At 39.0% G+C, this 22,805-nt stretch carries 23 protein-coding genes and 5 tRNA genes; 4 read left to right on the top strand and 24 right to left on the bottom strand.

Annotated elements, in window-relative coordinates; genetic code table 11:
• The first annotated feature begins 80 nt into the window (after positions 1–80).
• On the top strand, positions 81–1,031 hold the full coding sequence (gene pstC / locus ACFSFY_RS17305; protein ID WP_381540286.1) for a phosphate ABC transporter permease subunit PstC: 951 nt from the start codon (positions 81–83) through the stop codon (positions 1,029–1,031).
• On the top strand, positions 1,031–1,918 hold the full coding sequence (pstA, locus tag ACFSFY_RS17300) for a phosphate ABC transporter permease PstA (RefSeq protein ID WP_381540283.1): 888 nt from the start codon (positions 1,031–1,033) through the stop codon (positions 1,916–1,918). Before pstC ends, pstA begins: the two co-directional genes overlap by 1 nt.
• Before the next feature lie 79 nt (positions 1,919–1,997).
• On the opposite strand, the gene ACFSFY_RS17295 is transcribed toward pstA, so the two are convergent.
• From ACFSFY_RS17295 to ACFSFY_RS17235, 13 genes are all read right to left on the bottom strand, one after another.
• A complete protein-coding gene (locus ACFSFY_RS17295) occupies positions 1,998–3,605 on the bottom strand; it encodes a GGDEF domain-containing response regulator (protein ID WP_381540395.1) in 1,608 nt (535 codons plus the stop codon).
• Positions 3,606–3,758: 153 nt separating this feature from the next.
• Positions 3,759–5,108, bottom strand: a complete 1,350-nt coding sequence (gene glmM, locus ACFSFY_RS17290; RefSeq protein WP_381540281.1) for a phosphoglucosamine mutase — start codon at positions 5,106–5,108, stop codon at positions 3,759–3,761.
• Positions 5,109–5,150: 42 nt separating this feature from the next.
• Entirely contained in the window at positions 5,151–6,431 is a 1,281-nt protein-coding gene (locus tag ACFSFY_RS17285; protein ID WP_381540278.1) for a CdaR family protein, read from the bottom strand.
• On the bottom strand, positions 6,424–7,263 hold the full coding sequence (cdaA, locus tag ACFSFY_RS17280) for a diadenylate cyclase CdaA (RefSeq protein ID WP_381540276.1): 840 nt from the start codon (positions 7,261–7,263) through the stop codon (positions 6,424–6,426). Before cdaA ends, ACFSFY_RS17285 begins: the two co-directional genes overlap by 8 nt.
• Before the next feature lie 127 nt (positions 7,264–7,390).
• Positions 7,391–8,026, bottom strand: a complete 636-nt coding sequence (locus ACFSFY_RS17275) for a zf-HC2 domain-containing protein (RefSeq protein WP_381540274.1) — start codon at positions 8,024–8,026, stop codon at positions 7,391–7,393.
• Between the two features lie 12 nt (positions 8,027–8,038).
• Positions 8,039–8,602 (bottom strand): RNA polymerase sigma factor SigW, encoded by a 564-nt coding sequence (gene sigW / locus ACFSFY_RS17270; RefSeq protein WP_381540271.1) that lies wholly within the window; start codon positions 8,600–8,602, stop codon positions 8,039–8,041.
• 209 nt (positions 8,603–8,811) lie between these two features.
• A complete protein-coding gene (rocF, locus tag ACFSFY_RS17265) occupies positions 8,812–9,717 on the bottom strand; it encodes an arginase (RefSeq protein WP_381540270.1) in 906 nt (301 codons plus the stop codon).
• 84 nt (positions 9,718–9,801) lie between these two features.
• Positions 9,802–11,535 carry a putative bifunctional diguanylate cyclase/phosphodiesterase gene (locus tag ACFSFY_RS17260; protein WP_381540267.1) on the bottom strand — a complete coding sequence of 578 codons (1,734 nt, stop codon included), beginning with the start codon at positions 11,533–11,535 and terminating at the stop codon, positions 9,802–9,804.
• A gap of 206 nt (positions 11,536–11,741) precedes the next feature.
• A tRNA-Gln gene (locus ACFSFY_RS17255) sits at positions 11,742–11,812 on the bottom strand.
• A 182-nt stretch (positions 11,813–11,994) separates the two neighbouring features.
• Positions 11,995–12,079 (bottom strand) — tRNA-Tyr (locus tag ACFSFY_RS17250).
• Positions 12,080–12,323: 244 nt separating this feature from the next.
• Positions 12,324–12,395: transfer RNA gene (locus tag ACFSFY_RS17245), tRNA-Glu, on the bottom strand.
• Positions 12,396–12,644: 249 nt separating this feature from the next.
• Positions 12,645–12,720: transfer RNA gene (locus ACFSFY_RS17240), tRNA-Thr, on the bottom strand.
• A 3-nt stretch (positions 12,721–12,723) separates the two neighbouring features.
• Positions 12,724–12,798: transfer RNA gene (locus tag ACFSFY_RS17235), tRNA-Asn, on the bottom strand.
• 172 nt (positions 12,799–12,970) lie between these two features.
• On the opposite strand from ACFSFY_RS17235, the gene ACFSFY_RS17230 reads away from it, so the two are divergent.
• Positions 12,971–13,633: a polysaccharide deacetylase family protein gene (locus tag ACFSFY_RS17230; RefSeq protein WP_381540264.1), complete on the top strand. Its 663-nt coding sequence runs from the start codon at positions 12,971–12,973 to the stop codon at positions 13,631–13,633.
• A gap of 68 nt (positions 13,634–13,701) precedes the next feature.
• Here the strand turns inward: ACFSFY_RS17230 and ACFSFY_RS17225 are convergent, their stop codons facing one another.
• Positions 13,702–14,388: a KinB-signaling pathway activation protein gene (locus ACFSFY_RS17225; RefSeq protein ID WP_381540262.1), complete on the bottom strand. Its 687-nt coding sequence runs from the start codon at positions 14,386–14,388 to the stop codon at positions 13,702–13,704.
• A 143-nt stretch (positions 14,389–14,531) separates the two neighbouring features.
• On the opposite strand from ACFSFY_RS17225, the gene gerD reads away from it, so the two are divergent.
• Complete coding sequence (gerD, locus tag ACFSFY_RS17220) at positions 14,532–15,122, top strand: spore germination lipoprotein GerD (protein ID WP_381540260.1); 591 nt, start codon at positions 14,532–14,534, stop codon at positions 15,120–15,122.
• Between the two features lie 23 nt (positions 15,123–15,145).
• On the opposite strand, the gene ACFSFY_RS17215 is transcribed toward gerD, so the two are convergent.
• The 10 genes from ACFSFY_RS17215 to ACFSFY_RS17170 all read right to left on the bottom strand — a co-directional run bounded on the left by ACFSFY_RS17215 (position 15,146) and on the right by ACFSFY_RS17170 (position 22,585).
• Entirely contained in the window at positions 15,146–16,204 is a 1,059-nt protein-coding gene (locus ACFSFY_RS17215; protein WP_381540258.1) for an Mrp/NBP35 family ATP-binding protein, read from the bottom strand.
• 79 nt (positions 16,205–16,283) lie between these two features.
• Complete coding sequence (locus tag ACFSFY_RS17210) at positions 16,284–16,997, bottom strand: N-acetylmuramoyl-L-alanine amidase (protein ID WP_381540255.1); 714 nt, start codon at positions 16,995–16,997, stop codon at positions 16,284–16,286.
• 125 nt (positions 16,998–17,122) lie between these two features.
• A complete protein-coding gene (locus ACFSFY_RS17205) occupies positions 17,123–17,419 on the bottom strand; it encodes a rhodanese-like domain-containing protein (protein WP_381540254.1) in 297 nt (98 codons plus the stop codon).
• Between the two features lie 67 nt (positions 17,420–17,486).
• Positions 17,487–18,194, bottom strand: a complete 708-nt coding sequence (locus ACFSFY_RS17200; protein ID WP_381540251.1) for a YetF domain-containing protein — start codon at positions 18,192–18,194, stop codon at positions 17,487–17,489.
• Between the two features lie 132 nt (positions 18,195–18,326).
• Positions 18,327–18,719: a 30S ribosomal protein S9 gene (gene rpsI, locus ACFSFY_RS17195; RefSeq protein WP_381540249.1), complete on the bottom strand. Its 393-nt coding sequence runs from the start codon at positions 18,717–18,719 to the stop codon at positions 18,327–18,329.
• Positions 18,720–18,738: 19 nt separating this feature from the next.
• Positions 18,739–19,176, bottom strand: coding sequence for a 50S ribosomal protein L13 (gene rplM / locus ACFSFY_RS17190; RefSeq protein ID WP_381540247.1), 438 nt, complete (start codon positions 19,174–19,176; stop codon positions 18,739–18,741).
• Positions 19,177–19,327: 151 nt separating this feature from the next.
• Positions 19,328–20,089, bottom strand: coding sequence for a tRNA pseudouridine(38-40) synthase TruA (truA, locus tag ACFSFY_RS17185; RefSeq protein ID WP_381540244.1), 762 nt, complete (start codon positions 20,087–20,089; stop codon positions 19,328–19,330).
• A gap of 5 nt (positions 20,090–20,094) precedes the next feature.
• Positions 20,095–20,895 (bottom strand): energy-coupling factor transporter transmembrane component T family protein, encoded by an 801-nt coding sequence (locus ACFSFY_RS17180; RefSeq protein ID WP_381540242.1) that lies wholly within the window; start codon positions 20,893–20,895, stop codon positions 20,095–20,097.
• Complete coding sequence (locus ACFSFY_RS17175) at positions 20,895–21,764, bottom strand: energy-coupling factor ABC transporter ATP-binding protein (RefSeq protein WP_381540239.1); 870 nt, start codon at positions 21,762–21,764, stop codon at positions 20,895–20,897. The genes ACFSFY_RS17180 and ACFSFY_RS17175 overlap by 1 nt, the downstream gene beginning before the upstream one ends.
• Positions 21,740–22,585 carry an energy-coupling factor ABC transporter ATP-binding protein gene (locus ACFSFY_RS17170; RefSeq protein ID WP_381540236.1) on the bottom strand — a complete coding sequence of 282 codons (846 nt, stop codon included), beginning with the start codon at positions 22,583–22,585 and terminating at the stop codon, positions 21,740–21,742. Before ACFSFY_RS17170 ends, ACFSFY_RS17175 begins: the two co-directional genes overlap by 25 nt.
• Between the last annotated feature and the right edge of the window lie 220 nt (positions 22,586–22,805).

Raw genomic sequence — 22,805 nt, 5'->3', positions numbered from 1 at the left:
AATAGAAAAAAGAAGAAGATGAGTGCATCACTGCCCTCATCTTCTTCTATCTTTTATAAATAAAAGGAGTGCAAAGTTCAATGTCCATACGCAGTGAGCTAGATAGAGAGATCAGTGTACGGAATTTAATCGAACAAAAAAGGAATTCTAGAAGTTTTAATACGCTATTCGAGAAAGCAGTACCTTATTTTCTGTTCGCAATTGCAGCACTATCTGTTTTAACTACCGCTGGCATCATCTACACATTACTATCAGAAACAATCGAGTTTTTCAAACGAGTTCCACTTGCAGACTTTTTAACCGGGACTGTTTTGAAACCTCTAAGCCAAACGCCTGAATTCGGCATACTTCCGCTCGTCATGGGAACCATTACTTCGTCGTTAATCGCAATGGTTGTTGCTGTCCCCATCGGGTTAATGTCTGCAATCTATTTAAGTGAATATGCTTCTGTAAAAGTACGAAAAACGTTAAAACCGCTTTTAGAATTACTCGCGGGAATACCTACAATTGTTTATGGCTTTTTTGCATTCACTTTTGTCACTCCACTCTTAAGGGAATTTATACCACAAATTCAAGCAACAAACATCTTAAGCCCAGGGATTGTGATGGGCGTCATGATTATTCCAATGATTGCATCGTTGTCTGAGGATGCAATGAGTTCGGTACCAAATTCAATGCGGGAAGGTTCACTTGCACTAGGCTCAACTAAACTAGAAGTAGCTGTTAAAGTCGTCATTCCAGCTGCTTTATCAGGAATTATCGCTTCCTTTATATTGGGGATTTCGCGTGCAATTGGCGAGACAATGATTGTTACGATCGCAAGTGGGAGCACAAAAAACTTCACCTTTGACGTTACCCAGTCCATGCAAACAATGACGGCGTACATTGTTGAGGTGACAGGCGGAGATGCACCTGCTGGCTCAACAATTTACTACAGTTTGTATGCTGTTGCTATGACGTTGTTTGTCTTCACACTTCTGATGAACCTAATTGCAAGAACTGTTTCACGCAAGTTTAGGGAGGAATACTAATGATGAAAGAATTGAGACCGCACAATTTCTCAAGGAGAACAAAACTGCGTTTACTATTAAATCACATTGCGAAAACTATTTTTCTATTGTCTACTCTTTTCGGAATTGTTGTACTATCCATTTTAATTTACCGAGTTTTTTCCCAAGGTATTGGCTGGATTAATTTAGATTTCATCACAGGGAAACTTTCTACACGGCCTGAACGCGCCGGCATAATGGGTGCCATTCTTGGTACGTTTTGGCTTATGTTAGTCGTCGCCCCTGTCACAATGTTTTTAGGAGTGGGTACAGCCATTTACTTAGAATTGTATTTAAAAAAAGGACGCTTACAGGGGTTCATTCAAACAAATATTGCCAACTTGGCCGGTGTTCCATCGATTGTCTATGGAATATTAGGGTTAACAGTTTTCTCCAGAGTAATGAATTTAGGGAATGTTGTTCTTGCAGGAGGACTTACAATGTCACTTCTGATTCTTCCCATTGTTATCGTTGCAAGTCAGGAAGCCATCCGTGCTGTTCCAAACCCTCTAAGTGAGGCATCTTTTGGAATGGGAGCAACGAAGTGGCAAACAATCAAACACATTGTGTTTCCTGTTGCATTACCTGGAATTTTAACAGGGGCAATTCTATCCCTTTCACGTGCGATTGGGGAAACAGCACCTTTAGTAGTCATCGGGATCCCCGCGCTGCTCATGCCCTTCCCAGGGGGCATCTTAGATAAGTTTACAGTACTCCCTATGCAAATTTATTACTGGACTCTCGATTCTTCATTAACAGCAGAATATGCAAACTTGGCATCTGCTACAATTATTGTGCTCCTTCTTGTTTTGCTTGTTTTAAATACTACCGCCATTATCATTCGCAATAAATTTCAAACAAGTAATTAATATATCAATTTAAATTCACAAAAAAAAGCAACAAGCTGGGTGTTTACTTACCCCATTGGCTTGTTGCTTTTTTAACGGATCATTTCAACAATATTCGTGTAGCTAATTGTTGGACTCGAAATAGTACATCTGCTGGTTGGAACGGTTTCATGATGTAATCATCCGCCCCTAAACCAAGTGCTTCTTTAATATCAGATTCCTCTGTACGTGCTGTCATCATAGAAACCAAGACATTTCTTTTATTAGTATCTCGTTTCAGAAGTTCAAGAACTTCTAGTCCGTCCATTTCAGGCATAATTCGATCTAGAAGAATTATGTAATATTCCTCAGGGCTATACCAATCAGACTCTAAGAAGCTAGGACCATCTGCAAATACATGGATCGATATATCAATATCAGACAAAACCCATTTTGCCAATTCTTCTGCTAGCATACTTCGGATTAATCTATCATCGTCAACTAATATAATATGCAACTTCCGATTCATCTGTGAGGTTTTCTTATTAAAAATCACAGTCTGATTTCGGCCGCTACGCTTTGCTTCATAAAGCGCCTTATCTGCGGAAGATATTAGTTCTTTAAGGTCACCTTTGTAAGATGAAATACCCGTTGAAAATGTAACGGAAAATTCACTGTTCGATTCGCTAAAAACAGCAGCATTAAATTTTTTGCGAATTCGATCCACAAAAACCGTTGCTTCAATGGAGGATGCACCTTGAAGTAGAAATGCGAATTCTTCACCACCATATCTAAATGCATGGTCCGTTTCTCGACATTCCTCTAGTACAATTTCTCCTAACTTTCTAAGGACATTATCACCTGCAGGATGACCGTATGCATCATTCACTTTTTTAAAATGATCGATATCCATCATGACTAGTGAAAAAGACATTCCCGCCCTTGCATAACTCTCTGCAAAATAGACGCACATGTCATCAAAATATCGTCGATTTCCTAGCCCTGTAAGACCATCTGTAATAACCGATATTTCGATTTCTTTTCGCATCTTATCTCGATTAATTAAATAAGCGACAAAAATTTCAGTATCTAAAGGTTTAGATAGAAAGTCCATGGCACCTTTTTCAAATGCCATTATCCGATTTTTGCTTGAACCGTCAACGCTTGTAACAGCTATCGTTACATGTCTCGCTTGTGCTGTTTCCGCGATTTGATTAAGCACTTCAAAACCAGTCATATCTGGAAGATTTATATCTATTAATACAAAACCTGGACGCACCGAATAAAATTGCTCCAAACCACGCTTAGCATTCAAAGCAATAATTACTTGTGCACCCATACTTTCCAAAAACTCTTTTACAAATGAAACAAATTCTAAATCATCATCAATAATTAGTATTGAGGTTTTCACATCAAAACGATATCTGTGTGTATCCGGTAATTTATAATGACTTTTCTCATCTGTATCATTTAGATATTGTAAAATTCTTTTCTTAAAGTTATTCAATGTATGCACTGGAATTTTCGATTCATTATCTGGTGATAATATCTCCAATTGACCGGAACAAAATATCGATAATTCCTCCATACCAATGGTACCGGATGTCCCTTTCAATGTGTGAAGAAAAAGGTAAAGCTCAGATTCAGATATTGACTCCTTTTTCTTCCATTCAAGAAAAGTATCTTTAATACGGTCCATCAATTTTTGACGATAGTCTTCTTGAGTCATCACTATTCAAATCCTCCTGATCGTGAAAATAGACATTTAATCATCGTTTGGCAGTGAAATGAATTAGGATAGGCTCTTAGGTTTCTCCAAATATGAGAAGGGTTAGTCGCAATATAAAACTTCAAAAAAAAGGAGTACCTTATCTAATACTCTTTATTCTATGCCCATTTCATTTCGGACAATTTCGGAAATCCGCTCAACATTTACTATACACTCTTCCTCAGTTGGAGCTTCGACCATAACCCGAACAATTGGTTCGGTTCCAGAAGGGCGGACAAGTACACGTCCATTCCCAGCCATCTCCGCTTCAACTTCTGCAATTACTTCTGCCACGCGCTGATTGTTAACAACCGCGTCCTTATCAGAAACACGAATATTAACAAGTCGTTGCGGATACACTTTCATCTCTCCTGCTAAATCAGACAGAGTTCGGCCTGTGGATTTCATGATATTTACAAGTTGCAAACCTGTTAGTAAACCATCACCAGTTGTATTATAATCAAGGAAAATAATGTGGCCCGATTGTTCTCCACCGAGATTAAAATTCCCTTTTCTCATTTCTTCAACAACATATTTATCACCGACTGCGGTTTTGATACTTGTCATTCCTTGTTCTGAAAGTGCTTTATAAAATCCTAGATTACTCATTATTGTAGAAACAATTGTACCTGATTTTAAACGTCCTTGTGAATGGAGGAAACGACCGATAATATACATAATCTGATCGCCATCAACTATTTCTCCATGCTCATCAACTGCAATGAGTCGATCACCATCGCCATCAAACGCAAGGCCAATATTTGCACCTTTTTCGACAACAAGCTTCGCTAATGACTCTGGATGCGTTGATCCAACATTGTCGTTAATATTTAGTCCGTTTGGAGATGCTCCCATCGTTGAAAGATCTGCTTCTAAATCTGCAAACACATGAGTTGCCAGTGTAGAAGTTGCACCATTAGCGCAGTCGATTGCTACATGGATTCCTGTAAAGTCTTCATCTACGGATTGCTTCAAATACTGAATATACTTATGACCGCCTTCAAAGTATTCCGTAATTGAACCGACATCTGCTCCTGTCGGGCGGGGCAAGTTATCTTCAGAGGCATTTAGTAATTCCTCGACCTCATTTTCCTGTGCATCTGTTAATTTATAACCATCTGCACCGAAAAACTTAATACCATTATCTGCCATAGGGTTGTGAGAAGCGGAAATCATTACTCCAGCATTCGCATTCATGACACGCGTCAAATAAGCCACGCCCGGAGTACTTATTACTCCAAGCGTCATAACCTCTACTCCAGTTGATAAAAGTCCCGCAATAAGCGCATTTTCAAGCATATGACCCGAAATACGTGTATCCCGTCCAACTAGCACTCTTGCTTTACCTTCCGATTCTCTCGTCAATACATGCCCGCCGATTCTACCAAGTCTAAAAGCAAGCTCTGGTGTTAGTTCCTTATTTGCTACCCCACGAATACCATCTGTACCGAAATATTTTTTCATTTCCATTCTCCTTTTCAATCCTGCACATTCAGTTGCGTTCAGCTAAGCAAGTTCAACCTGCATGGTTACTTTATTTTCTGAGAGTAACCATTTCAAATCACCTGGTCCATCAACCGAAACAGAAAGCTCTTGTTCGCCTTCTTTGGTCGTATCTTCCATATTTACAAATACGGTGAAATCAGATTTCTCGAGCGCTTCAATTACATCAAGCTCCGCATTAACGGTTAGTGTAAGCAAACCATTCACTGGTTTTAGAAATGTACTTTTATATTTATCATCCAGACCTTTTACTACAATCTGCATATTTTCAAATACTCTTGTCCCTATTGACGGTGTATCTTCTTCTCCAAGACTATCTGAAGAAGAAGTATCTTCTTCAATAACTGTCTCTGTTGCCTCAACTTTTACTTTGATTTTATCTAAAGACATTGAGGAAACACCTTTTGGTTTTTTTAAGTTAACATCTAATGTTTCCGGGCCTATCACTCCCGAGATATCTACATCTACAGTGAGTATATTGATATTATCGAGAACCTTACGCGGACCCGAAATATTAATCTTTGTTTCTGACGGTGTTAATGTACCGATTTCTACACCCGGTTTCTTAGTTCCCCGCGACCTTAAGTCAATTGGTACATCTTTATTGTATTCGGCAATCTCAACTTTAACAGACACTTCTTCTGGTGATATTGTTACATTTAGTTTATTCAAGTCTTTATCTAACACTCGAACTCTCGCCTTCTGCTCAAATGACTTATTAATCCCACCATCTCGAGTCGAAGTAACTTTAACAAAACTGATTGATTCAATCACACTTTTTGCACCTGTTACCTCAACAGTTGCTGGACTTACTTCCATATTGACAACTTGAAAGTCCTCGGCAAGCAAACGGTCGTTCAACTCCGGATCTACCCGAAAAGTTTGCGTCACCTTTTCTTCAATCAAAACTTCAATCGTTGCAGGGTCTAATCGAACATGTAACTTTTCAGATATATTCTCAGATTGCAACTCCACCTGATGCTTGCCCATCGGCAAGTCGTTTAAATTAACAAAAATCGAAAAGTCTTTTAACAACTTTGTTGTTTGAACGATATTCGGTGGACCTTCAATTGCCATCTTAACCGTCGCAGGAACACCCGTTACTACAAGATTTTCATTATCGTAAAATACCTCGACAGGAATATCATGTATACTATCCACCTGATCACCCGGTGTCTTTCCATTAACGTTAACATCCATTGCTTTTACTGAAAAGAAAAGTACAATGGCAAGAAATAGAGCAGTAATTCGGAGAAACCATGGGCTATCCATTAATTTATCCATTCTTTCTCCACCCCCATTTCCACTTGGAGGACACTGTCTGCTCACTTGAATCGCCAAACCATACTTTACGCAAACGAGCTTCAAAATCCTCCATACTAAGGTCTCTATCCAGTTCACTGTCCGCCGCGATACTAATAGCACCCGTTTCTTCAGAAACAACAATGACCACGGCATCAGTCACTTCACTTAGCCCTATTGCAGCACGATGTCGTGTACCAAGCTCTTTCGAAATTAATGCACTTTCTGATAAGGGCAAATAACACCCTGCCGCCGCAATACGACTTTTCTCAATAATAACTGCCCCGTCATGTAAAGGTGCATTTGGTATAAATATATTTATAAGTAATTCCGAAGTAACAACAGAATCTAAAGGAATCCCTGTTTCAATATAATCACTTAAACCCGTTTCCCGCTCAATAGATATAAGTGCACCTATACGACGTTTAGCCATATAACTAACGGATTTAGACATCGCTGTAAGCAACCGTTCTCTTTCTGCTTCTTCTTGCAACATAGAACGGGCAAAAAGACGACCCCTACCAAGTTGTTCAAGTGCTCGACGCAACTCTGGTTGAAAGATAATAATAATTGCAAGAAAACCCCACCTAATAACTTGTTCCAACATTTGTTGGAGTGTATCAAGGCCAAAAAATTCTGTTGCAATACGAGCAATAACAATAACAAATATCCCTTTCAACAGTTGGACTGCTTTTGTGCCTTTAATAATCGTCAGTATTTTATAAATCACAAACCAAACGAGAAGCACATCCACTACGTTCATGAATATTGATGTAAAAGGGCTGAAATCAGCAAATCTATCTAATAATGGCATGTGCTTCACCTACCTTCATTCACGAGTCATAATAGTTACAGTATATCATAACCAGACTACAAATCGCTTACTAGAAGAACAAAAAAAACGATCGGCTCCAATTAAGGTTCTTACCGATCGCATACATTCACTCTACTTCGCCGCTGTCTTTTTTAGATGAAGGCATTACTTCTTTAACCGTTTTCTTCATCTTATACCATAGCCAATCAAACAATTCTTCAATTTCTTCACTTGTTCCTGTCACAACTGCCGTGGACGCCATATATTTAGAACCTTTAATAACCGTAATATTGCCATCCACTTCGCCTTCAACTCGAAGGTTTCCGTTTCTAACAACAATGTCGCCTTTCACGATTTCCCCAGCCGGTACAAGAACAGATTTACCCTCAATAACTAAATTAGACTGTTCTGTTACGGAGAAGTTTTGATTACCTCCAAAGTCTGAAAATAGTGTTGCACTCATAAGCACAAAAAACATAGCTGCAGCAGCAAGTATTGGATGACGACGTAGCCAACGTTGAACCCCAGCCTGGGGCTTCTCTTTCGGAAGACGAGCCATAACACCATCAACGAAGCCGATAGGCGCTTGAACTGATTCAGCTTTTCGAATGAAGGTAATGGGTATACTTAGCTCTTCCATTAGCATACGACACTCCACACATTCAGCCAGATGCTTATTCAGCTGTAGTTCATCATCCGGACTGATGTCACCATCTAAATACGCGTGCATATTGTGAACGATTTGTTCAGGACACGTATTCATATATATTCCCTCCTACAAATTACTCAACTGTTTTCGAAGTGCGGCTCGACCTCTATGGACACGTGTTTTCACGGTGCCTAGTGGTAATTCCAAAATGTCGCCGATTTCTTGCAGTGGTAATTCTTCAATATAACGTAAGATGATTACGGAACGGTACTTATCAGGTAGCTTTCCAATTTCATAATGGATTCGCTCTTGCGTTTCCATTTGCTCAACTTTATCTTCTGGCAGTTCATCATCTGCAGCAATCTGCGAATACATAGTTAAGCCTTCCGTTCCTGGCACATTTGCATCTAAATAATAATCTGGTTTCTTTTTCCGGATTCGATCGATGCATAAATTGGTGGCTATCCGAAACAGCCATGTCGAAAACTTTCTTTTTTGATCGAATGTATGAATGTTGATATACGCACGAACAAATGCTTCTTGCGCAATGTCTTCGGCCTCTTGGGCGTTATTGAGCATTCGATAACAAATATGATAAAGACGGTGTTGAAATAAAGTAACAATTTCTTCGAAAGCATCTTGATTTCCTTTTAATACTTCATTTATTCGTTTGTTCACCAAATCATCCATCGCAATTTCCCCTCCGCTCTATGCGGCTCTTCTTTGTATACGTTTGAAGGTCACAACAGGTTTCATTTTTTTGAAAAGTATTTGTAACTCTTATTTTAGCAGAGAATACAATTCTTTTCCCTTCTCAACATGGATTCATAGGTTTCATTCAAAACAAAGGAAGTAAAAAGGCTTATCCAGTTAGCGGACAAGCCATTTAAATAAAATTATTATATGAGTTTCTCACCGAACAATGAGCCCATCAGACCAACGGCAACATCTGCAGTCTTGTTCTTTTCATCAAGAATCGGATTCACTTCTACGAATTCAGCTGATGTGATAATTCCTGAGTCTTCCAACATTTCCATTGCAAGATGACTTTCTCTATAACTAATACCACCTGGTACTGGAGTTCCAACCCCAGGTGTATAAAGTGGATCTAATCCATCAAGATCAAGCGATAAATGAACACCATCTACTTCTCGCGACTGTAGGTAGGCAATTGCATCTTCCATTACATAAGACATGCCGTACCGGTCTATTTCATGCATTGTGTATACCTTTATTCCTTTTTCTTCAATTAATGCTCTCTCACCTGGATCTACAGAGCGAGCACCAATGATTACAATGTTTTCTGTTTTCACTTTTGGCCCTTCACTGTGTAGATTGACGAGGCTATCATGACCCAAGCCAATACATACAGCTAATGGCATACCATGAATATTGCCCGATGGTGATGTTTCTGCAGTGTTCATGTCCGTGTGAGCATCGTACCAAATAACACCTAGATTATTGTATCCCTTTTTCAAACCAGCAAGTGTGCCTATTGCAATACTATGATCCCCTCCGAGCACTAACGGAAATTTACCGTCCGTGACCGCTGCTTCAACTTGCTCCGCCAGTTTTGTGTTTGCTTTAATAACTTCATTTAAGTTTTTAAGACCTACATCGCTACTTTCGATACGCTCCACGGCATCTACAAGGATGTCGCCTTCATCTATAACATTATGACCAATTGCTTCAAGTCTTGCGACTGCACCTGCATAACGTATTGCACTTGGACCCATATTTACTCCACGACGGCTTTGTCCAAGATCCAATGGTACACCAATAATTGAGATTGTTGCTTTTTCCATAGTTAAATACCTCCTAAATAGCTTTACTTATATTATAGTAAAGCAAATGTATGCTTTGGTTCAACCAGACAACAAACTGAATAATTATTCGATAATCCTTGATTTCTCCATGAATGCCTCACATACTTCTGGTGTAGTTGGCCTGCTATAATAATAACCTTGCCCTTCTTGACAACCATAATCCAACAAAATTTCGGCCTGTTCTTTAAGTTCGATTCCTTCTGCAATTACATTTAAACCTATGGTATTCGCAAGAGATATAATCGTCTTCACAATCGCACGGCTCTCCTCTTTTTCATGTAGATCCTGTATAAAAGTCATATCAATTTTCAGTGTGTCTACTGGGAAATCTTTTAGATAGCTAAACGTGCTATATCCTGTTCCAAAATCATCAAGAGATACTATAATACCTTGTCGTCTTATTTCTTCTATTATAGTATGCACTTGATTCATATTTGCAAGCACACTTTCAGTTAATTCTATTTCAAGTAATTCGGGCAACACATTCGTTTCTATAAGGATACTTTGAATCTTTTCTATAAAAAACGGTTCCTCCAATTGGATTGTAGACATATTTACAGCTACGCGAAATCCAGTAAAGCCTTTGTTATACCACTTCATCGCCTGTTTACACGCTTCACGCAATACCCAGTTTCCTAAAGGAACAATAAGCTTTGTTTCTTCAGCTATGGGAATAAATTTATCTGGTGATATTCTTCCTAATTCAGGATGATCCCAACGAACAAGCGCTTCTAACCCGGTAACTTCTCCACTCAAAAGATTCACTTTTGGTTGGTAGTCCAAACTAAAATGGTTTAGTTGTATGCTTTTCCGTAAATCATTTTCGAGTAAAATCCTCTCAAGTGTTTTAGTCGCAGCACCATGCTGATAAATTTCAATACCGCCACCACCCTTTTCCTTTGCGCTTTCAAGTGCTTTCTCTGCTTTCATTGGAAGCTCGAATGATTTCAGAGCATGTTCGGGGTAAAGAGCAATTCCCAAACTAATTGATAGTGCATGTACTTGTCCTTTTACTTCAACCGGCTTTTCAATACTTAGCTGCAATTGCTTTGCAATTCTCATAACATCATCGGTGCTTTCTATATCCCTCAATATGATGCCGAATTCATCACCAGATATTCGACCGATAATATGACTATCCATCAATGCTTCCTTTAATCTCTCTCCAATAACAGACAAGAAGTAATCCCCAGTTTCAAAACCGAGTGAATCATTTATGTAACGGAAGCGGTCCACATTTAGTCGGACGTACCCTATTTTCATTTGATTCTTCTCTGCATGTTCCAATTCCTCTACAAGCTTTTTACGCAGCGATAATCTATTTGGTAAATTCGTCAATTGATCATTATAAGCAAGATTATGGATCATTCTTTCCGACTCTTTTAGTTCGGTTATATCGTTTCGAATTGAAACGTACTGATATGGTTTACCTTGATCATTTAAAAAAGGTACTATTTTCGTATCTACCCAGTAATAGGTCCCGTCCTTCTTTTTGTTACACACATCTCCACGCCATATTTCACCACGTCCAATGGTTGACCACATATCTTTGAAGAAACCAGATGAATGCACACCAGAATTAATAACTCTATGAGTAGAACCCACCAGTTCCTCAACCGGATATTTTGAAATCTCAACAAATAAATCATTCACATATAAAATCATCCCGGCCCGATTGGTTATTGCCACAATCGATGTTTGATCAATTGCATATGTTATATCAGCCAACATTTTCTCTGTACTTAAAGTGCCGTCATGTTGGATTGTTTTTTGTAGTTCTTTACTATCTTCACGCATATACTCAACTCTTTTCGATATATACAATATATATTATTTGATTTCTTTTTAGATTTTAGTTGTATAAATTGTACAATATAGTTGATAAGGCTGACTAGTTACAAGTCTAAAAATAAAAAAAGCCCATTTCTTTTGAAAGAAAAAGGCTCCTTAAATCATTTTAAAGCAACATGGTTTGTATAACAAGATGAAGCAAAAACAGTAAACTGGGGTAGCTGGATTCGAACCAACGATGACGGAGTCAAAGTCCGATGCCTTACCGCTTGGCTATACCCCAAAGTGTTAAAGTACTATAAATCTTTCATTAATGCCACGGTTGCTATCCCTAAGGAATTGCGGAATCTTGTCTTAAAGATATTTTCAACATAATTGCCTGTTAAAAATCTCTCAATTACTTGGGTATGCAGGTACATTTGCTTAAATAATATTTATAAAACGAAAAAAGTTTTATAAATATTTTGGTGGTGGGGGGCAGATTCGAACTGCCGAACCCGTAGGGAGCGGATTTACAGTCCGCCGCGTTTAGCCACTTCGCTACCCCACCATTATGGTATAAAATGCATTGCTTTATGCGTGGTATATTTATCAAATGCATTTGCACGCTCAAGCAGAGTTTTCGGAACTGAAACGTTCCGGCATAACTTGGTTCAACTTCTTGAATTTGAAACGTTCCGGCATAACTATTTTCGATTGGTGCCTCGAAAATATGCCTCAATATCAAAACGGGGTTTTGATAAGTTATTTTAGGAAGAATTATCAACACGAAGTGCGTGTTGATAATTCTTTAATGACCCGTACGGGATTCGAACCCGTGATACCGCCGTGAAAGGGCGGTGTCTTAACCGCTTGACCAACGGGCCTAATTAGTAAAACTGAATTCGTTTTGCTTATGTATAGATGCTGCTTGAATAGCTTACAACAAGAGTACAAATGTTATATTAGCAAATTAGGCTGTAGTGTGCAACCCCTAAATCCAATTTAATTACTTTTTAATTTATCTGTTAAAATAGATAAATTATTCACAAGTTCTTGTAATCCACATTTGGTTAAAAGGCATAAAAAAAGCTGCTTGCGATTATCCACAAACTGCATGTACTTGAGGGTTTCTCTGGAGCTTCCAACCGGAATCGAACCGATGACCTCTTCCTTACCATGGAAGCACTCTACCTACTGAGCTATGGAAGCATATGGCTCCGCAGGTAGGACTCGAACCTACGACCGATCGATTAACAGTCGATTGCTCTACCACTGAGCTACTGCGGAATAATGAACTTTTCAAAGAATGTCTTTTAGGACAACTCTTACTATAACATCGGAAAACAAAAAGTCAACACTTTTTCGTTCCATACCAACTTTCATACAATAACATCATTTAAGCATATCAGTCAAGGATGCTTCATAAAATATACATAGATTCTTTGAAAGGGGGACAACTATGAATAAAAAAGTACTCATTATTATTTTCATGTGCCTCGGACTTATTTTAACTTTTCCCCCGACACCTGAAAATTCTTCATTCACTTCTGTCTTTCGTGTTACTGAAAAACCTGCTGCGATTGTACGTGGTACATATGGGGCCGCAGTAACCGTCAATGTTTCATTTGGAGATGATAATGTAAAACAGTGGATTCAAGACCTAGAAAAACCTTATCCGCTCCTTTTTATCCAAATGGATTGGGCAGATCGCTATCCAGAAACCATTCAGCTTATTAACAAAAAGAACATTCCCATTGGCTTGCTCGGCGATAGCGGTTCCACATATCAAGAAGATGCGACAAAACTGCTTGGTGAACTCAAGCAATTCGAAAAACATTTTGATGTAAAACCTTTATGGTTTCGCACGATGGACGAAGTTTTTCCAGTGTTCTTGCATAGCTTACTCCAAGAAGCAGAAATAAATGCACTTAGTTCTTCAATCCGTTGGAAGGGTGGCGATATTCCTCCAATTGAAGATGGTGAAATCATTTCGGTATCTCACCACAGAGAGGATCGAATATCACTTATTGAGTTAAAAAAACTCTTTGATAGTCACGAATTTCATTCTGTAGAGGATGTGCTCTTCGGTACGTCGGTAAAAATAAAAAAAATTCCAGAATAACGCTCTAAGTAAATAATAATTAGAAAACAGCACAGACTGCCAAGACAGGCAACTGTGCTGTTACTCTTTTATTTCTTGTTTTTGGCTGCTTTTTTTTCAGCTATCTCACGAGCCTTTTTTCGCTCATCCAGTCGTAATTTGTCTTTGTCCGACATAGTATTATACTTTGGCAATGCCAAGATTTGATAGGCATTAACTGCAAGTAATGGGAATAAAAGAATGGTAACCCAAGAATCAATATTTCCCGAACGTACCATAAGTGCAGGCAACCATTCAAGTGTTGTAATAACAATCATAAAGAAAAGTGCCGAGATAAGTGTATGCTTTTTCGTCCATTTCGCCTTAAAGTATGCAGTGACAGATGCCGTAATCACAAGTGTGGCTAGTAAGAATAAGTAAAGTAACGTCCTACTATTATCACCTGATGTTAGTCGGAATCTAAAGAAAATCAGATCGAATAAAACAACAATTATTATTAAAAGTTGAACCCAGTTCCACAGTGTAAGTGTTTTAAAAATATTTACACCAAACTGATGAACTGTTAAGTACGCAAAGAAACCCATTTGTGCGACAACACTCATTGTAAAACCAAGAAAAACCATCCATAGGAGCGCTCCGACAAATTGCCATACTTCACCGTCTTGCAAATATTGTGAAAAGAAATCCCAACGAACAATTAAACCTACAATCGCCGTGGTCAATCCCCCAATTAATAATCCATTCAAAAAAAACTTAACCCAGTTGCGTATAGTCACGATACGTATCCCCCGTTTTTGATTTCTTCCAACAGTGTAACAACGTTTAAAGAAAAAATCTATTTCCTTGACATGTTTAATGCATATAAAACGTTCGTTTGTGAACAATAAATGAAAATGCTTCTCGAAGGGAATGTAATCCCGTGATAAATAAAATGTTTCAAGTATTTTTAATCGCTTTCTTATTAGCTGGATGTGGGATGCAACAAGCTGCACCGTCATATGATGAAATGAAGAAAATGATGACAGATGCCCTTCAAACCGAAGATGGTAAAAAAGCATTGCGACAAATGCTAACGGATCCAGAACTTCGTGAACTCATCATTTTAGAACAACCAGAAGTAAAAAAGTCAATCGAGGAAACAATGCTCTCTAAAGAAGGTGAAGATTTTTGGAAAAAGACTTTTGAAGACCCAAAATTTACGGAATCGATTGCCAAAAGTATGAAAAAACAACAAGAAGATGTTATGAAAGAATTAATAAAAGACCCTTCATTCCAAAAGGATTTAGAGGATTTCTTCAGCCAGCCGGACATGCAGAAACAGATGGAATCTGCTATGCAATCCGCAAACATGAAAGAGCATCTTCAGAAAGTTGTCGAAGAAACGATTAATAGCCCCTTGCTTCAAATCAAATGGCAAGAACTTATAATGGCAGCAGGTAAATCTTCTGAAGAAGGCGGTAAAAAAGACGAAAAGAAATCAGAAGAAGAAAAAGGCGGAAAAGGCAATTAGCCTTTTCCGCTTTAATTTAATTATTATTTCTCGATTTTCTTTTGAACGGCTTTTGCAATATCTGTATAAATCTGACCAATTGGATGGTCTTCTGCGTAAACAGATGGTGCGAAATCTTCCTCGTCCCAGTCTGGTTGTCCAAGTGGAATTTGTCCAAGTAAATCCGTGCGCAGCTCTTTAGCCAAACGCACTCCTCCACCTGCACCGAATACCAATTCGCGTTTACCTGATTCCTTCGATTCAAACCAAGACATATTTTCAATGACACCTAGCAAAGCGTGCTCTGTTTGTAGAGCCATCGCTCCAGCCCGAGCTGCAACAAAAGCTGCCGTCGGATGTGGCGTTGTGACTATGATTTGTTTTGAAGCTGGAATCATTTGATGGATATCAAGTGCAATATCACCTGTACCCGGTGGTAAATCGAGTAATAGATAGTCAAGGTCTCCCCATTCTACATCACGGAAAAATTGATCTAGTGCTTTTCCAAGCATTGGTCCACGCCAAACAACTGGAGCGTTATCTTCTACAAAAAAGCCCATAGAAATAACTTTCACGCCTAAACGTTCAACCGGAATAATCCGATTTTCTTTTACGGCGGGTAAATCAGTAACGCCCATCATATCCGGCACACTAAATCCGTAGATATCAGCATCAATTAAACCAACCTTTTTACCTAAACGCGCTAATGCAACTGCTAAGTTAACCGACACGGTAGACTTACCAACCCCACCTTTACCAGATGCAATTGAAATAAATTCTACCTTATTCATAGGAGAAAGTAGGTCTTGCGCTTCAGACGCTTGAACAGTTCCTCGGAATTGTTCAAGAACTTCCTGCGATAATTCTTCAAAACGAATGCCTACAGATCCAGCACCTGCACCTTTTAATATATCGACGACTTTCATTTGGAAAGGAAGTTGTTCCGCAGTGTTAATTTTTGCAAGTGCAAGTTTAACACTAACATGCTTCTTTTCTTCACGAATTGAAACTTCGATAATACCGTTTGTTTCAGCAAGTGTTTTATGTAAAAATGGATCCTTAAGCGGCCCAAGCAATTCACGAGCGGTTTGTTCATTTATCAAGTTAAACACTCCTTGGAGGATTAGTAAAATACCCTCCAAGTATAACATAGCGAATGATTATGGACTCAACTAAAGGTCTTCAGTTCATTTCCACCGACATAAAGTCAATTATTCCTTTTGTAATGGCCTCGGCAATTTTCTCCTGATATTTCGAGTCTGTTAAGAGTGCCCGCTCCTCACTATTGGAAAGAAAACCTGTCTCTACTAAAACTGCAGGCATCGGTGCTTTTTTCAATAAATAGACCCCACTAATTGCTAGTACTTCTCGTTCTGTATTTTTTAGACCGTCACGGAAGGACTGCTGAATGGACTTCGCTAGATATTCTCCGTTCGGATGACCGCCAGCATGATAAAAAACTTGTGCACCGCGCCATCTTTTATCCGGTATTGAATTGACGTGAACACTTATAAATACATCCGGATTTTCATTAACGGCAATCTTTTCACGTAATTTTAAATCCGCTAGTTTTCTTGAACGAATTGTACCAAACTTATCTGTAGGAGAATGCTCCGCAATTGCATCCCCGCCCTGTTTACGTGTCATAATAACAGTTGCACCCTTCTTTTCAAGTTGCTTTGATAGTAAGAGAGCAATACTTAGCGTGATATCCCGTTCAACGATGTCCCCAGAAGATGCACCACCGTCTAATCCACCATGACCAGGGTCAATGACAACTTTCACACCACCCAACTCTTCGGGCATGAAGAATTTTTTCTCAGATGCATTTACTCCATAAATGACAACTACGAGTGAACATAAAAAAATAGTCCCAACCATTATCCACCGCTTCAAACTGACACCGCCTTTTTCCTTAACTATACGCAGCTACTGACAATAATATGTCCAGTTAAAAAACAGTAATGGCTGTGAATTGTGAATTAAAAAAGGAACCACATTGGGTTCCTGATTGCCTTCAATTATTCTGTTTTACCGTTCCACTCCAACATTCCACCAACCATATTCGTAACATCGTAACCTGCGTCTGATAGCGCTTGTGTAGCGCGCCCACTACGTCCTCCTGATCGACAAATCATAATATACTCGACTGACTTATCAAGCTCTCCCACGCGCGCCTCTACGTCGCCCAGTGGTATATGTTTTGCCCCTGGGATTATACCTTCAGCTACTTCATCATTCTCACGTACATCAATTAAATTTAGAACGTCGCCTTTTTCCAATCTCATTCGAAGTTCTTCTGTTGTAATTTCTTTCATATGTATTCCCCCTTTTATTTTCTTACACTTATGTTAACAGACTCTTTTACAATTGTGCAAAATACACTCATCCTTGTTTACTTTTAATATCAACATACAAGGAACCATCCGATTGAATTTGGGCGTAAAAAACTTCTTCAATTGTATTGATTTCTTGTTTCTTCAACTTTTTCATGACCCACTCTTCAGTCAACTTAAGTTCTTGCAAGTTTTTCACAACTATTTTGCCATCAGAGATTATTTCGGATGGAATGTAAAGTGGTTCCGTAATAGGTGCTTTAACATCTGCCTTTGTCGGTTCTTGAAGAGACGCTTTCTTCATTACACTTAACTCACCATTTGTCTCCAAAACCCCGTAGTGTACATCCTGAATCGAGAATACAGATTGTTCTCGTAGCATCATCATGACATCATCCATATGCAAACGTGCTTTTTTAAGGGCTTTGTCTAAAAGAATTCCATTCCGAATGATTATCGTAGGTTCACCTTCAATGATTACTCGAAGTTTACTCGATTTAAGTGAAATATAACTCAAAACTAAAGTAAGTATTGCCCACCAAATTAATGCAATAAGACCATCGATAAAGGGTACATCCGTTTGTCCTGCCATCTCAGCAGCAATCGAACCAAATGCAATCCCTGTGATATAGTGGAAAAATGTCAATTGGCTCATCTGTTTCTTGCCAAGTATTCGAGCCAAAACCAAAAGTGCACCAAATGCCACAGTCGTCCTCACGATCATTTCCCAAAAGTTAAAATCCATTAATTCTTTCATCGACATAACCCCACTACCTTTCAAGACATATAGAATGTCTGTAGTAGTGTGGTCTTATTCGTACAAATCTATTCGATAAACAGGATACAAAAAAACCCTCTTCCATATAGGAAAAGGGTTGAAAGTATACTATTAACGTTTTGAGAATTGTGGTGCACGACGTGCGCCTTTAAGACCGTATTTTTTACGTTCTTTCATGCGTGAATCACGTGTTAAGAATCCAGCTGATTTAAGTGCAGCACGGAAGTCAGGGTCTACAGTTAAAAGTGCACGTGCAACACCGTGACGAATTGCTCCAGCTTGTCCTGTATAACCGCCACCATGAACGTTTACAAGGATATCATAGCTTCCAAGTGTTTCTGTTGTAACGAGTGGTTGTTTAATAACCTCACGCAATGTTTCAAATGGTACGTAGTCTTCTACATCACGATTGTTAATGACGATTTTGCCATTACCAGGAACGAGACGTACACGAGCTACAGAACTTTTACGACGGCCAGTGCCGAGATATTGTACTTGTGCCAAAGGTGTTTCCTCCTCTTAATTATCCGCGAAGTTCGTAAACTTCCGGTTTTTGTGCTGTATGTGGGTGATCCGTTCCAGCATATACGTTTAGTTTCTTATAAGTTTGACGACCTAAAGGACCTTTAGGAAGCATTCCTTTAATTGCAAGTTCAAGCATTTTTGTCGGATAATTTGTACGCATTTCTAGTGCTGTACGTTGTTTAAGATTACCCGTATAACCTGAGTGACGGTAGTAAATCTTGTCTTTCAATTTGTTTCCTGTTAAAACGATTTTCTCAGCGTTGATGATGATCACATGATCACCTGTGTCAACGTTTGGTGTGAAAGTCGGTTTATGTTTACCACGTAAAAGTTGTGCTACTTCAGAAGCAAGACGACCAAGCGTCTGTCCTTCAGCGTCGACAACGAACCATTTACGCTCTACTTCGTGACTTTTAGCCATGAATGTTGTACGCATTTTTTGTCCTCCTAAATGTATCAAAATCTGTTTCCGTTTTCTCTATCCCTAAACACAAATTACCTTCCGGGGCTTCTTGTGGGGTTTTAGAAATACCATTTCTTATCATATAATAGATTCAGCATTAAGTCAAGCACTTTAATAATATACGCTAGGACGGGTTGTCATAGCTTTTATATTCGACATTTTCCAAGTACAAACCTTGCGCTGACAAGGTTTTCCCTGCAGTTTTCCGATCTTTTTTTTCGAGAATAGAAAGTACGTCCGAAGGTGCTTTCCGACCTACTCCAACATCTATTAAAACACCCGCAATTGTTCGAACCATATTGTATAAAAAGCCGTCTCCGTTAATTGTCATTACGAGAAACTCATCCTGTTCTTCAAGTGTAAGCAATTTTACGGTTCGCACTTTATTACTCGTCGCTGTTTTAGTAGAACAAAAACTGGAAAAGTCGTGAGTACCCATTAAATGCATCGCTGCTTCTCGCATTTTTTCAACATTTGGTTTCCTTGTTCCTAAAGGTACCGAAAAGTTTCGCTCAAACGGACTGTGCACTTCACTATAGGACCACTTATACCGATATGTTTTACCTGTAGCAGAATAACGTGCATGAAAGTCTTGATCGACACTCTCAACTTTATTAATACGGATATCTGTCGGAAGCAATACATTAAGCGCCTTTTTCCATCGGTCTAACGGTAAATTAAAGGGTGTGTCAAAATGAATGACCTGACCATTTGCATGAACACCCGCATCCGTTCTTCCACTCGCATAAGAGATCATGTTCTCTCCCTTATGGATTTTCGTCAATGCTTTATCAATCTCTTGTTGAACAGTCCGTATTCCGGGTTGTATCTGATAACCCGCAAAATTTGTGCCATCATACGATATAGTTGCTTTTATTCGATTCATCTTTCTTAAACCCCCCTAAGAAAATAGAGGCTAATAATAAGCATTAGAAGCAGAACCATTATCGTTGTATCACGATATCCCCAGCTTAATTGTCGATACCTCGTTCTTCCTTCACCACCACGGTATCCGCGGACTTCCATAGCGATGGCGAGATCTTCAGCACGTTTAAATGCACTCACAAAAAGTGGTACTAAAAGTGGTATTACCGCACCAATTCGTTGCTTGACAGAACCTGTGCTTATGTCTGATCCCCGTGCTAATTGAGCTTTCAATATTTTATCTGTTTCATCCATTAACGTAGGTATAAAACGGAGTGATATTGACATCATCAATGCAAGTTCGTGGACAGGCAACTTAAATCGCTTGAAAGGGTTTAGCAGTTCCTCTAAGCCATCTGTTATTGAAATCGGTGTTGTGGTCAGAGTCAAAATAGAAGTCATTAAAACAAGTACAAGAAAACGGGTTGATATGAAAATAGCCTGCCTCAGACCTTCCTCATAAATCTTAATGAATTTCCAATCGACCAAAAGGGCTCCTTCTTTTGTGAAGAAAATATGCATTAAAAAAGTAAATACGATGAGAAAGATGATAGGTTTTAATCCATTTATTAAAAAGTAAATTCGAATTCGAGAAACAAATATAACTAACAACGTAAATGCCAAGAGCAATCCGTAGGTCCATACATTATTCGCAATAAAAACGGCAATTATAAATAAAAACACAAAAGATAATTTAGCTCGTGGATCCAGTTTATGTATAAAAGATGTTCCTGGAATGAAACGGCCAAAAATCATTTTTTCTAACATTAACGGCCACCTACTTCCGATGCCACTTTCGCAATTTCCTCAGCAAGTATTTCTTCCGTTAGTGCCATTTTAGACAATGAACGACCAATCAACTTCTCAAAATCACGCTGGAATTTAACCGCGCGAGGCAATCCGAGTCGATAAGTTGCAAGTCTTTCCTCATCGCTGAAAATCTCTTCAGGTGTACCATTCATGACAGAAGTGCCATCATGCATCACAATGATGTTGTCTGCATAGCGAGCCGCATCTTCCATACTGTGAGTCACCAGAATGGTTGTTAAATTTTCGCGTTCATGAAGAACTTGGAACAAGTCCATGATTTCTCTGCGTCCTTTAGGATCCAGGCCCGCTGTCGGCTCATCTAGAACGAGTACAGACGGTTTGAACGCTAGGACACCCGCAATTGCAACACGTCTCATCTGTCCTCCTGAGAGCTCAAACGGGGACTGTTCCGCAATTTCTTTAGGAAGACCTAACTGTTCAATAAGTTCATGTGCTCGTCTTCTTGCCTCTTCTTTATCAACACCAAAATTCATCGGTCCAAACATGATATCTTTTTCAACCGTCTCTTCAAATAGCTGATGCTCTGGAAATTGAAAGACGATGCCGACATGTCTTCGAACTTCTTTCAATCCTTTAGCTTTTGTACCAGCAGTAATGGTCGCATCACCAATCTTCACGATTCCCTCGGAAGGTTTTAACAGACCATTCAAATGCATTAACAACGTTGACTTACCAGAACCTGTATGACCAATTATTGCGGTGTAAGAACCCGAATGAATCGTGGCATCCACTTCGTGCAATGCCCTTTTTTCAAACGGAGAATTTTTAGCGTATAAATAACCTACTTGCTGAAGTGTGATGTCCATAATTCATTCACCAACTCTTTTTCTGTCATATGTTCCCCGTTAAAATCCATTCCAAATTCTCGTAGTAAACTGGAGACTTTCATAGCAAATGGTAAATCCAAACCAATGGAGTCCAGTTCGTTCCCACGAGAAAAGATTTGCTCTGGCGTACCTGTTGCGAGCAACTGACCTTTATTCATTACAATGATCCGATCTGCAAGCAACGCTTCTTCTAAATCATGTGTAATTGAAATAACAGTAAGTCCCGTTCTCTTCTTTAACTCTTGAACGATTTGAATCACTTCGTCACGACCTTGTGGGTCTAACATTGAAGTTGCTTCATCCATAATGAGCAGACGCGGTTTCAAAGCCAGGGCTCCTGCAATCGCTACCCTTTGTTTTTGACCACCTGAAAGATGATGCGGTTCTTGGTCTAAGAAATCCCCCATATTTACTTGGGCTAAAGATTCTTGGACACGAATAACCATCTCCTCAAAAGGTATTCCATTGTTTTCAAGAGCAAATGCTACATCATCCTGTACAGTTGAACCAACAAACTGATTATCTGGGTTCTGGAATACAATACCCATCTTCGAACGAATATCCCACAAATTTTCCTCTGTTAATTTTTCAATAAAAACACTTACATCTCCCGTATTAGGAAATAAAAGTCCAATCATTAATTTCGCTAGTGTAGATTTACCAGATCCATTATGTCCAACAATGGCAATCCATTCGTCTTCATGCACAGTGAATGACACATTATCAACTGCATTTGTTGGTTGACCATCCTCAGATGGATACGAATATGTTACTTTGTCCATCGACAGAATTTCTTTCATTGCCGACACCTCCGGCTTCTCACATTTTATGTATAGTAAATAACGTATTATTATAAGAGTAAGGACCCCCCGCAAAAAACGCGAGGAATCCTTATTTTAAGTAAAAAAAAAGCGCGCACCTCATCCGAAGAAATGCGCTCATATCTATGACTTGTACCGGCTGCTCAATTCCAGTACAGCGGATGAGGTACGTAGAGCTAGACCAAGAAGATAAAGTTCT

The sequence above is a fragment of the Sporosarcina siberiensis genome, assembly GCF_042681925.1.
GTDB classification, from domain to species: domain Bacteria; phylum Bacillota; class Bacilli; order Bacillales_A; family Planococcaceae; genus Sporosarcina; species Sporosarcina siberiensis.
This window is presented reverse-complemented; position numbering and strand designations above follow the sequence as displayed.